This is a genomic window from Tissierella praeacuta (assembly GCF_040396155.1).
GTDB lineage: Bacteria > Bacillota > Clostridia > Tissierellales > Tissierellaceae > Tissierella > Tissierella praeacuta_A.
In genome coordinates, this window is record NZ_JBEBOY010000007.1 from 14454 (window position 1) to 27508 (window position 13055).

General features: G+C 31.6%; 10 protein-coding genes. All 10 read right to left on the reverse strand.

Annotated elements, in window-relative coordinates:
• Position 1 precedes the first annotated feature (1 nt).
• Positions 2-397, reverse strand: coding sequence for a cobalamin B12-binding domain-containing protein (locus ABWP20_RS05125; RefSeq protein ID WP_353094390.1), 396 nt, complete (start codon positions 395-397; stop codon positions 2-4).
• Between the two features lie 153 nt (positions 398-550).
• Positions 551-2230 (reverse strand): acyl-CoA mutase large subunit family protein, encoded by a 1680-nt coding sequence (locus tag ABWP20_RS05130; protein ID WP_353094392.1) that lies wholly within the window; start codon positions 2228-2230, stop codon positions 551-553.
• Positions 2231-2485: 255 nt separating this feature from the next.
• Complete coding sequence (locus tag ABWP20_RS05135) at positions 2486-2839, reverse strand: DUF3870 domain-containing protein (RefSeq protein WP_353094394.1); 354 nt, start codon at positions 2837-2839, stop codon at positions 2486-2488.
• Between the two features lie 63 nt (positions 2840-2902).
• Positions 2903-3730, reverse strand: a complete 828-nt coding sequence (locus ABWP20_RS05140; RefSeq protein WP_353094395.1) for a beta-keto acid cleavage family enzyme — start codon at positions 3728-3730, stop codon at positions 2903-2905.
• Positions 3727-5094, reverse strand: coding sequence for an aspartate aminotransferase family protein (locus ABWP20_RS05145; protein WP_353094397.1), 1368 nt, complete (start codon positions 5092-5094; stop codon positions 3727-3729). Before ABWP20_RS05145 ends, ABWP20_RS05140 begins: the two co-directional genes overlap by 4 nt.
• Before the next feature lie 38 nt (positions 5095-5132).
• Entirely contained in the window at positions 5133-6419 is a 1287-nt protein-coding gene (locus ABWP20_RS05150) for a dicarboxylate/amino acid:cation symporter (protein WP_353094399.1), read from the reverse strand.
• Positions 6420-6721: 302 nt separating this feature from the next.
• Entirely contained in the window at positions 6722-8533 is a 1812-nt protein-coding gene (gene ftsH, locus ABWP20_RS05155) for an ATP-dependent zinc metalloprotease FtsH (RefSeq protein WP_353094401.1), read from the reverse strand.
• A 77-nt stretch (positions 8534-8610) separates the two neighbouring features.
• Entirely contained in the window at positions 8611-9147 is a 537-nt protein-coding gene (hpt, locus tag ABWP20_RS05160; protein WP_353094403.1) for a hypoxanthine phosphoribosyltransferase, read from the reverse strand.
• A 29-nt stretch (positions 9148-9176) separates the two neighbouring features.
• On the reverse strand, positions 9177-10556 hold the full coding sequence (tilS, locus tag ABWP20_RS05165; protein ID WP_353094405.1) for a tRNA lysidine(34) synthetase TilS: 1380 nt from the start codon (positions 10554-10556) through the stop codon (positions 9177-9179).
• Between the two features lie 161 nt (positions 10557-10717).
• A complete protein-coding gene (spoIIE, locus tag ABWP20_RS05170) occupies positions 10718-13045 on the reverse strand; it encodes a stage II sporulation protein E (protein ID WP_353094407.1) in 2328 nt (775 codons plus the stop codon).
• Between the last annotated feature and the right edge of the window lie 10 nt (positions 13046-13055).

Genomic DNA, 13055 nt, shown 5'->3' on the forward strand with positions numbered 1-13055 from the left:
ATTATCTTTTAAGGTTATTTGTAATAAAATCAATTACATCCTTTGTTGGTGTACCTGGAGTAAAAATAGCTTCTATACCTGATTCTATAAGATGAGGGATATCGTCCTCTGGAATAACCCCTCCCCCTAGTATAAGCATATCATCTACTCCTTCTTCTCTCAATAGATTAACTACCTTTGGAAATAAATGATTGTGAGCTCCTGATAATATACTCATAGCTACTACATCTACGTCCTCCTGAATTGCAGCAGCAACTATTTGTTCTGGTGTCTGTCTAAGACCTGTATATATAACTTCCATTCCTGCATCTCTTAATGCTCTTGCAATTACCTTTGCCCCTCTATCATGTCCATCAAGTCCAGGTTTTGCCACTAAAACTCTAATTGGTCTATCCATGTTCCTTTATACCTCCCATTTATTCAATTGCCGATTAACAATTAATAATGTTAATTAGTCATCAGTTAACAATTTATAGCAACTAAAGCCAATTAGTAAATCAGTCTCTTAGCTGTTAATTGTTCTTTGTTAATTGTTCTTTGTTAATTGTTTTTATAATATTACTGATTGTTGGTATTCTCCAAATACTTCTCTTAATACATTACAAATTTCTCCAAGGGTTGCATATTCTTTAACCGCATCTAATATAAATGGCATTAAATTTTCATCAGTATTTGCCTTTTCCTTTAATAAATTTAATGTTCTTTCAACTTCTTCATTATTTCTTTCCGACCTTAATTTTTTTAACTTTTCTCTTTGATTTATTTCAACCGTTCTATCTACTTTCAGCAATTCCTTTTTACCTGTTTCTTCAATATGGAATTTATTCACTCCTACAACTATTCTATCTAAGGATTCTATTTCCATTTGATATCTATAAGCAGCATTTTGTATTTCTTTTTGGATATATCCTTTTTCTATTGCCTTAGGTGAACCACCTAATTCATCTATGGTTTCTATATATCTAACCGCTTCTTCTTCAATTTTATTAGTTAGGCTTTCAATATAATAAGAGCCTGCTAATGGATCTATTGTTTCCGTTACTCCAGATTCATGAGCTACTATTTGTTGAGTCCTTAAAGCAATTCTAACAGAATCTTCTGTTGGCAATGCCAAAGCCTCATCTCTTGAATTAGTGTGAAGTGATTGAGTTCCACCAAGTACTGCCGCTAGTGTTTGAATTGTAACCCTTATTATATTATTATCAGGTTGTTGTGCTGTTAATGTGGAACCTGCTGTTTGAGTATGGAATTTAAGCTGCATTGATTTTGACTTCTTTGCTTTAAATCTTTCTTTCATTATTTTAGCCCATAGTCTTCTAGCTGCTCTATATTTAGCCACTTCTTCTAAGAGGTCATTATGAGCATTGAAGAAGAATGATAGTCTTGGTGCAAAATCGTCTACATCAAGTCCTGCATTAATAGCTGCATCAACATAAGCTATACCATCAGCCAATGTGAATGCCACTTCCTGTGCTGCAGTAGAGCCTGCTTCTCTTATATGATATCCACTAATACTTATGGTGTTCCATGCTGGAACTTCTTTTGAACAATATTCAAAAATATTAGTAATAAGTCTCATGGATGGCTCTGGTGGGAATATATAAGTTCCTCTTGCTATGTATTCCTTTAAGATGTCATTTTGTATAGTCCCTCTTAATTTATCCTTTGAAACTCCTTGTTTTTCTGCAACAGCAATATACATCGCCAATAAAACAGATGCTGGCGCATTTATAGTCATTGATGTACTAACCTTGTCTAATGGTATGCCGTCAAATAAAACTTCCATATCCTCTAAGGAATCTATTGCTACACCAACCTTGCCAACTTCTCCTTCAGATAATCCATCATCAGAATCATAACCTATTTGCGTAGGTAAGTCAAAAGCAACACTTAATCCCGTTTGACCTTGTTCCAATAAGTATTTATATCTTTGATTAGATTCTTCAGCTGATGCAAATCCTGCATATTGCCTCATTGTCCAAAGTCTACCTCTATACATAGTAGATTGAACACCTCTAGTAAATGGATATTCTCCCGGGAATCCTAAATCTTCGTTATAATCTATATCCTCTATATCTAAAAGGGTATATAGCCTATCTACTTCAATATTTGAGCCTGTAGTAAACTTTTCCTTTCTCTCTGGAAATCTAGCTAATGATTTTTGTACTACTTCCTTATCCCACTTATCTACTGACACCTTAACCTCTTCAATTTTTTTATCATCAAACAACTCTTTTACCTCCTTGTTATGGTAATTTTAAAATTTACCCAAAAAGTTATCTTCATAGTATATTATAGTAATAAGTAATAGGGTTTTGCAACATATATTTCAATATATTTTGAAAATGAATGGAATATTGCATTTATTTATATAAATATGTATGAATTTTTTTAATATAATATGTAAAATATACATAGAAAATAATACTAATGGTATCTATCTTTCATTAGTATTAAATCTTAAAGTGTTTTATTGCTTTAACGATTAATTAACTTTCTTATTATTCTGCTTCCATTGCATATATCTGGAATATACTCCTTTAATACACACTATGATAGCTTTTTGTGAATAGCCAAAAAACCGATTATCAATTTTGTCAACAATTTCATCTACACCATCTCTATCAATATTGTGCCCTACTATTAGATATGCTAAAAATTCCTTACATAAATCAGAAATTAATGTTACCATAATATCTTCTATAATTCCTGTTTTTGTATTGATTAAAAAACCAACTCCCACTACCTTATGTACATAAGTGGCTGAAATCTCTTCTGGAAGTTTAGAATAATGAACAAAATACACAGTATCTAATCCAAAGTCTTTGGCATCTATCATCGTTTACATCCTTTCTATATATTTTTTAGAAGGCTGCGTTAAGATACGCAGCCTTGTTTTCTATTAACCTATACCCAATATTTTCCTCGCTTCATCAGGAGTTGCAATTTCTCTACCTAATTCTTTTGCAATTCGTAAGATCCTGTCTATTAACATATGATTAGTGGCCAATATCCCTTTATCATATAGTACTGTATCTTCTAATCCTGTTCGTACATGACCTCCTAATAATATTGCCATTGTTAGCATAGGTATCTGACTAGGTCCAATACCGGATACTGTAAACGTAGAATCTTCTGGTAACGACTCGACCATATGCAAAAGATTTCTAGGAGTACCTTTTACTGAACCTCTTACATTCATCACTAGATTAAATTGCAATGGCTTTTTAAGAACCCCCTCTTTTAATAAATAAGCTGCATTATCTATCATACCTAAATCAAAAGCTTCTATTTCAGGCTTTATATTATTAGCATACATCTTTTTCGCCAATTCTTTTATTAATTCAAAGGAATTTGCATTTATTTGGGAAGGAAAATTAGATGAGCCTGTGGCTAAGCTTGCCATTTCTGCATTTAAATCTAACATTTGTCCACGCCATTCAGCCGTATTTCCTCCTCCTCTAGCACCTGTAGATAGTTGAGTAATTATATCACAATTTTTTTCTTTTAATTTATCCAATACTTCTTTATATAATATTCTATCACAAGTAGGCTCTCCTCTCTCATCCCTTACATGGATATGAGCAACAGAGGCTCCTACTTCCCTACATTTAATAATATCTTCCACTATTTCATCTACTGTAATTGGAGTATTTGAATTCATTTCCTTAGTCGGAACATTTCCAGTTAGCGCTACAGTTATTATAAGTTTTTCTTTTTTATAATTCATGCAATTACCCCCTGTAATTCTTCCGATGTCTTCTTAATTGCATTCTCTAATTTTTCATATAATAAATCTACTTCTTCCTTCGTAATATTTATTGGCGGAGCCAATAATATATGATCACCTCTTATTCCATCTACAGAACCGCCACCTGGATATGGCACTAAACCTTCTTCTAAACAATTGTTGGTTATTTTTCCCCTTACATTATCCGATACATTAAATGGTTCCTTAGTTTCCTTATCCTTAACAAATTCAATACCTATCATTAGACCCTTACCTCTAATATCTCCCACCATTGGATAATCATAAAGAGCCTCAAGTTTTTCCATTAAATAATCCCCTTGATTAGCACAATTATCAACAAAGTTTTCCCTTTCAATAATCCCCATAACCTTGTCTGCAATACCACAAGATAATGGATTACCTGCATAAGTATGCCCATGAATAAAATTCCCTGAACCTTTAACCATAATTGTTTCAAATACTTCGTTAGTACATACAGCTGCTCCTATTGGAGTATATCCACTACTTAAACCCTTAGCAACCACTAGGATATCTGGCTTAGCATTGAAATGCTCTGATGCCATTTTCCTTCCTGTTCTTCCTGTTCCCGCCATAACTTCATCCATTATAAAGAGGATATCGTATTTATCACAAATTTTTCTTACCATATCAAAATAAATTTTTTCAGGATAAGCTCCTGGCACTGCTGAGCCTACTACTGGTTCAGAAATAAAAGCAGCTATATTCTCTGCCCCATGATGTAATATTTCTGCCTCCAAGCTATTAGCAGCAAGTATGCTAGTCTCTTCTAAAGTTTTTGCTCCCCATGGATTTCTATAATGATAAAATTGACTAATTTTAGGAAAATTAGTTAGTAAAGGATCGTATATTTTTCTTCGTCCAATTGTTCCTGTCATAGATAAGGAACCTAATGTTGCCCCATGATAAGAATTCCATTTAGATATAATTTTCCACTTACTTGACTTACCATCTCTTTCAACAAAGTACTGTCTTGCCATTTTCATAGCTGTTTCTGTTGCCTCCGAACCACCAGATACAAAGTAAACATGTTCTAACCCTTCCGGACACCAGTCTGCTATTCTTTCTGCACATTTCTCAATAGAATCAACTGTCCACCTGGATAAATGAGTAAAAGCAATTCGTTCAATATGCTTCTTTGCAAACTCAGCAATTTCTTTATTTCCATGACCTATATTTGCAACTGCAGATCCTGAGCAACCATCAATATATCTCTTTCCATCTTCGCCAATTAGATATATTCCTTCGCCCTTTTCAATTTTAGGATAAATCCAATTTTGATTCCTATAAAATACATTGTTTTTAGGTGCTTTGTTTAAACTCACAAAAATTCCCCCTTTAATCCTTTAATTCATATTAAATATTAACCAACATTACTATTTACTGAAACCATGGATTTTTCATTAAATCTTTTCCTATCTAAATCTCCCTCTAAAGATGATACTGCAACTCCAACTACTAAATCCCCTAAAGCATTAGTAGATGTATGAATTTGATCAACAATTCTATAAACTCCCGCTATTAGTGCTATTCCATCTAAAGGAATCCCCAAACTTGTTAGAAGTGCTATTGATATGATTAGTCCTGTTTGAGGTGCTGCTGCACATCCTATGGATAGCATTGTAGCTGTAAGCACTAACATTATCTGCTGAGTAAATGAAATTGGTATACCATATAATTGAGCAGCAAATATTACTACTACTCCAAAATAAATTCCAGTACCATTCATATTTGCAGTTGCTCCTAAAGGTAAAATAAAACTAGCAGTTTCCTTTGGAATTCCTAGTTCATCAGTGCCTACTTTCATAGTTACGGGTAAGGCCGCAGCACTGCTGCATGTACTAAAAGCTATGGCCCAAGGCTGGAATGCCTTTTTATAGAAAGTTAATGGATTTACTTTAGCTATGAAGTATAATATTAGAGAATACCATATGGTTACATTAAATATATTCGCTCCATAATCAACTAAAATAAACTTAAATACAGGTCCAAATATTCCTACACCAAATGTAGCTACTGCTTTTGCCATAAGTCCGAACACTCCAATTGGGGTAAATTGTATTACTATATCAACTACTTTATACATCATTTCAGAGCATCTATCTACCAAATCAATAATAGGCTCTGCTCTCTCTCCCATGATTAATAATCCAGCTCCAATAAAAATTCCAAAAGAAATTACATGTAACATCTCTCCTTGAGCTAAAGATTCAAATATGTTTGCTGGAAATAATCCTAATATAGAATCAAATACTGTTGGAAGCTCTTTCATCTCTACTGCTCCAGCACCTAATTCAGCAATTTTCAATCCTGCACCTGGTTTAAATATATTAGCCATTAAAAGACCTGTTCCTATTGAAAGAAATCCTGTTCCGAAAAAAAACATTATAGTCTTAGTTCCTATACTTCTAAGCTTCTTGATTTCTGTTAAATTTGATACTCCGCTAATTATTGAAAAAAGTACCAATGGAACTACTACCATTCTAATTAGTCTTAGAAATATATCTCCTAGAAGACCTAACCAAGGCAATAAATTCACGACAAAATCTTTATCTTTCCCTATAGCTGATAAAATAGCACCTATTATAATGCCGAGAAACAATCCAATAAAAATTTTTTGAAATAATTTTATTTTTTTCGGTTTTGACATTAATACGCCTCCTATCTTTTCAGTTTATATATTAAAGATTATTGATTGTGGATACTATTCCTCCTTTCTATGTTAATAAAAAAACCCAGTATTAATGGCAATATTAAACCATTAATACTGGGTTTTATTTGCTCTGCAAACTGGGGTAACCATTTTGCCACAAACAAAGCAGTATTTCTTGAATATTTGGAATTATTTAACATTATTATATAGTATTTCATTAAATCTGTAAAGCATTTTTTGAAAATTTGTTTAACTTTAGTCAAATAAAAAGTAGGCTCCCTTAAAAGGGATTACCTACTTTATACTCCTACAAATAAGGATTCAAATTCCTTACCATCTATAGTTTCTTTTTCCAATAAAACTTGTGCTACTTTATGAAGCTTATCCATATTATCTTTTAGCAATTGTTCTGCTTTATTATATGCAGTATCTATTAAAGTTCTCATTTCTTTATCTATGGCAGCTGCAACATCTTCACTATAATTTCTAGCTCTGCCAAAGTCTCTGCCTACAAATACTTCTTCATCATCAGTACCATAGGTCATAGGTCCAAGTTTATTACTCATACCATAATGGGTAACCATAGATCTTGCAATTTTAGTAGCTCTTTCAATATCATTTTGGGCACCTGTACTTATATCTCCCAATACTAATGCTTCTGCTACCCTGCCTCCAAGAAGAGTCACTAGTTTACCTTCCATTTGCTTCTTTGTTAAAAAGCTTCTATCTTCTTCTGGAATATAAGCTGTAAATCCTCCAGCCATTCCCCTTGGAATAATAGTTACCATATGAACTGGGTCAGTATCTGGCGTAAGTCTAGATGTAAGTGCATGACCTGCCTCATGATAAGCTGTAAGCTTTCTTTCCTTTTCACTAACAACTTTAGATTTCTTCTCTGGTCCTGCTTGAACTTTAATAGAAGCTTCTTCAATTAAATGCATAGGTATTGTCTTTAAATTAAATCTAGCTGTAAGTAATGCTGCTTCATTTACTAAGTTTTCTAAATCTGCTGGAGTGAATCCTGGAGTTCTCTTGGCAACTACTTGTAAATCAACATCACTATCCAATGGCTTATTTTTAGTATGAACTTTTAAAATCTGTTCTCTACCTCTTACATCTGGTAATCCTACATAAATAGTTCTATCAAATCTACCTGGACGAAGTAATGCTGGATCCAGTATATCAGCTCTATTGGTTGCAGCCATTACAATTATTCCTTCATTAGTTGCAAATCCATCCATCTCAACTAATAATTGATTCAATGTTTGCTCCCTTTCATCATGGCCTCCACCAAGACCTGCACCTCTTCTTCTACCTACTGCATCAATTTCATCAATAAATACTATACATGGAGCATTTTTCTTTGCCTGTTCAAATAAATCTCTAACTCTACTTGCTCCAACTCCTACAAACATCTCCACAAAGTCTGAACCAGATATTGTAAAAAAAGGTACTCCTGCCTCTCCTGCTACAGCTTTAGACAAATAAGTCTTACCTGTTCCTGGAGGACCAACTAACAATACTCCTGTAGGAATTCTAGCACCTATTTCAATATATTTTCTAGGAGTTCTCAAGAAATCTACTATTTCTTTTAACTCTTCCTTTTCTTCTTCTAATCCTGCTACATCAGTAAATGTAATAACCTTACCACTATCTTCTTTAACCATTTTAGCCCTAGATCTGCCGAAGGACATTACTTTCCCTCCGCCGCCTTGAGATTGCTGCATAAATACAAACCAAAATACTGCAATAACAAGAAGTGTTAATATGGTTGGAATCATGCCTACAAACCAAGGAGTAGTAGGCTCTGGTACAGCACCATAATTTATTTTTCCACTGTCAACTAATTCCTTTAGATAATCAGAATAAAATGTATATCCCATTTCATTAGGTAACAAAGTCTTAAATTGAGTCTTGTCCTTCAATTTACCTTTGACTTCATTTCCTTCCATTTCAATGCTTTCAACTCTACCATTATTCAAATGTCCTACCAATTCAGTTACATCTATTTTCTTAACCTGTTCCACATCATTTCCAAACTTCGTTACTAAAAGCATTATAACAATTACTATTAGTAGGTACACACTAATACCCTTGAAAAACCTTTTCAATACAAATCCTCCCTCCTCTTATAAGTAAATAATATTTTTTTATTATATCATCATTATATGATTTTTTCAACCTTCTACTAACTATATACTTCCTCTTTAAGTGCTGCTACATAAGGTAAATTTCTTCCTATTTCAGAATAGTCTAGACCATATCCTACTACAAATTCATCTGGAATAATAAAACCTAAATAATCCACATTTACATTAACCTTTCTTCTATCTGGTTTATCTAAAAGAGTGCATACTTTAACAGAAGCAGCTCCTCTCTTTTTTAAATTATCTGTTAAATAAGCCAATGTATAACCTGTATCTATAATATCTTCTATAATTAATACATCCTTGTTCTCTACACTAAAGTCTAAATCCTTAATTATTCTAACTTCACCAGTAGATGTAGAGGATCTTCCATAACTTGAAACAGCCATGAAATCCAGACCTATTGGTTTAGTTATATTCCTAGCTAAATCTGACATGAAAATAACGGCACCCTTTAATATTCCCACTAAAATTAAATCTTTATTCTTATAGTCTTCAGTAATCTGTGCTCCTAATTCTTTTACTCTTTTTTTAATATCTTCTTCGGAAACTAATATGTTTTTGATTATATTTTCCATTATAATCCTCCTTATTATGTATTGTTAAACTAATTATACGATATTAACAAGATTCTTTTTGTTTTTTTAGTAACCCTATACAAATCATTTGTTCTATATCCTACAACCCAAATAATATTTTCATCATCTACTATTAAAGGAATCTTATCCCTTAACTCTTTTGGAATCTTTTCATCAATAAAATAATCCTTCAGTTTCTTTGTACCTCTCATACCAAATGGTATAAATCTATCACCATTTATCCTATTTCTTGCGACTAATTTTCCCTTTACTTTATCTGCATCAAAATATTTAGTATTCTTATCCTTATTCATAATAAAATCTTTATCCATATTAAAAATTTTAATGTTAAAGGAATATCCTATATCCTCTATAATATTAAATCCTGGAAATCTTAGACTATATGAATAATTAATATTGTTTTTATTTATACCTTTTTCAATTACTAAATCCCCATAACTTAATTTAGCTATTATATTATTTGATAAATGAACTTCCTTGCCAGTATCAAAGGTTGATAAAAGATTTATAACTGTAGATATTTGAACTTCACTAATTCCCTGTAAAGAACCATTGATTTTCAATATAGACATTCTTATAATCCTTTGTTGAATACATTTATGTTCATCTAATAATTTTCCTCCATCTAAGATTATACTATGTTTGTCTTGATTTTTCACTATAATATTATATCTTGACTCTGAAAATTCCTCTAAAAATTCACTATCAATAGAAGAAACTCTAGACATTCGCCAAAGGGTATTTACTATATTAGGATTAAAATTTCTTTCAATATAAGGCAGTATCTCTAATCTAACTTTATTCCTACTGTAGATAGGTTCTAAATTTGTCTTATCCAATACTGTTTCTATCTTTTTCTTCTCTATATAAGCTTCTATTTCCTTTCTATCTATACCCAATATTGGTCTAATTATATCCTTAGTTCTAAAATCCATACCCTTTAATCCATCAATTCCTGTTCCTCTCAAAAACCTCATAATCAAAGTTTCAGCTTGGTCATTCTTATTATGTGCTACTGCTATCTTACCACCACCTAACTTTGTGAGAATTCCTCTAAAAAATCCATATCTTAACTCTCGTCCTGCCTCTTCCGAAGATATTCCCTTTTCTTTACCATATTTAATCATATCCACATCCTTAGTATAATATGGAAGACCAAGTTTTCTAGCTACATTTTCAACAAATATTTGGTCTGATTTAGCATCTTCACCTCTTACGCCATGATTTACATGGGCAATATGTATATTAAAATCAATTGAATCCTTAATCTCTAATAAGACATATAACAAGGCCATAGAATCTGGCCCTCCAGAAACACCCACCAATATATTATCATTTTCATTAATTAAATCATACTCTCTAATAGAAGATAACACTTTATTCTTCAAAATAATCACCCTATACCTTATTTACTAGAACTAATGTACACTATACCCCTATTATAACCTAATTGTCAACAAAATTTAAGGTTGCAAATAACTTTTATTCTTTGCAACCTTATACTATTTGATGACAATAGGTTATCTTTAACTATTTTCTATTAAATATTTTATATATTTTTCCAGACCTTTGTTACTAAAACTGTCATATCATCTCTTCCATCAGATACTATACAACTAGCCTCATTTAATATTTCATTAGCTATAGCCTGTGGATTGATACTATCTATCTTCGTTATAATATCTTTCATCCAAAGCTCTGCATCCTCTATATACCTATTTGCATCTAATACTCCATCTGAAACCATAACAATAATATCTCCATCTTCAATATATTCTTCGTATAAATTAAAATCCACATCCTTTAGAATTCCTACAGGTAATGTCCTTGAATTAATTATTTCCACCCTATCCTTCTTCTTTATGAAGGTAGCAGGAGCTCCAGTTTTAATCATCTGCAATTTTCCTAAATATAAATCTATAAATGAAAGGTCTAATGTTGCAAACATCTCATCATTTGATTTTGTCCTTAGTACTGAGTTTATAGTCTTTATTATTATATCCTTATCTACATTTGCCTCCATAAGTTTTTCTAATAAAGAAATCGCTACTGTACTTTCCTCATTTGCCTTTCTTCCTATTCCCATTCCATCACTTAATGCAGAATAGTGGATATTATCAATTTCTCCAAATGTAAAATTGTCGCCTGATATTTTATTCTCCGAATTAGACATTGTTGCCATTTTTGTCATAGCATTAAATCTATTGGATTTTAAAAGTTTAAATCTTTGTCTTTTACTAGATATATCATTAAATCCAGTATCACTTACTACTGGAGAACCTAAACTTTGTGATACCATTGTTTTTAATTTACTATTGGCACTCATAGGTGTATTTAAATCTACAAATATTTCAAAATCTTCTTCTCCCATTTGTACTACTGATATATCTTTTATATCTATTCTATTGTTTTTCAAATCCTTATATAAATTTTCTTCTACTTCTTTGTTAAAAGTAGAGCTAGTATAAATATCAGCAGTCATATCTCGTATTGCCTTACTAATTCCTTCTAGCTGTTCTGATAAAAGTAATCTGCTTTCCATTAATTTTAATTGCCAGTTATAATTTAGTTTTACCCGCTCAACTGCTTTATCAATTGTTTCTATTATCTCCCTTGGTCTAATGCAAAATTCATTGGCTTCAGAATAAATAAGCTCATTATCAGAACTATTGACTTCCACAAGACCTACTAGATTAAAAAAGTTTTGATAAGATCTATAATAATTCTTCTCCCAACACTCTTCATGCCTAGAACAATTTACACAAATATTATTAGCTATGCCATCGACCATACTATATACTTCATTAGCAGAATTAAAGTCTTTTTCTTCCATAGACTCTTTAAATGTAGAGCTTAGGTTGTTAAATAAGTCTGACATCCTATTTAATTTTTTAACTACGATTTCATCCTTCTTCTCAGCATAACCTTTCTTTAAATCTAAATCCATAGTAAACAGTTTAGATATTTTCGAACTCATTTTATCTGCAGTTATTAAGAAAAATAAAGAAGCTATTATTATTTCCTTAAAGTTTAGAAAGGAAGTTCCTAAACCATTTATATAAAAAGAAATAATCCCATTTCCAAGCAAAAATCCTAAGACTGAACCAAATATACCTAAATCTTTAAATATTCCTGCCAATAAACCTGTAATTCCAAATATACCTATAATAAAAGGCATCTCTGGATGAGATATATAAGCTACCATTCCTAGAACTATTCCTGTAACTCCACTTAAAAATGCTCCATAATTATAAGCTAAATGTAATATTATAATTATACTAACTAAGTTTTTAATGGCAACTCCCATTATTGAAATATCTTTAATTCCTGCCAAGGTCAATGCCAAAGTAATAAATGAACAAATTATCTTTTCATTATTAAAATTCGCCCCATTAATTTTTTCTATTGGAATACTAAAAGAAAAAATATAAGTCATGGTAAAAGCCACTACGCCTTCAAATATAACTATAAATAAATCATATATAAAGACTGTCTTGCCAAAAACAATTCCTAAAATCCTGCAAAGTGTAAATATAAAAGCAGATACTAAAGCTGTTTTTAATAAGGAATAATTTCTTTCTTCCTTAAAAAGAGTAAAGAAAGCATAGATTAAAACATATGACAATATATAGCTTGTACTCTTTGTTCCCTGAAACGATAAAGTTCCTAATACTACAGATAGAAATATAGGGATACTTAAATTTTTCATTATAAGATATGAAGCTAAAAATGAAAAGCCAAATGGAGTTAGTTTAGTAAATACATTTACTCTAGCTAGGAAAAACCCCATGATAATAGCTATTATTGTATCATTATCCAGTTCAAATCCTATATTGTAGCAATGCTTTTTAGTAACTAAAGAATCAGTCCTCATCATAAAAATCACT

What these genes read in the sequence shown, in the direction of transcription:
- ABWP20_RS05125 (WP_353094390.1), bottom strand. Translation starts at nt 397, where the DNA reads ATGGATAGACCAATTAGAGTTTTAGTGGCAAAACCTGGACTTGATGGA.
- ABWP20_RS05135 (WP_353094394.1), bottom strand. Translation starts at nt 2,839, where the DNA reads ATGATAGATGCCAAAGACTTTGGATTAGATACTGTGTATTTTGTTCAT.
- ABWP20_RS05140 (WP_353094395.1), bottom strand. Translation starts at nt 3,730, where the DNA reads ATGAATTATAAAAAAGAAAAACTTATAATAACTGTAGCGCTAACTGGA.
- ABWP20_RS05150 (WP_353094399.1), bottom strand. Translation starts at nt 6,419, where the DNA reads ATGTCAAAACCGAAAAAAATAAAATTATTTCAAAAAATTTTTATTGGA.
- hpt (WP_353094403.1), bottom strand. Translation starts at nt 9,147, where the DNA reads ATGGAAAATATAATCAAAAACATATTAGTTTCCGAAGAAGATATTAAA.
- spoIIE (WP_353094407.1), bottom strand. Translation starts at nt 13,045, where the DNA reads ATGATGAGGACTGATTCTTTAGTTACTAAAAAGCATTGCTACAATATA.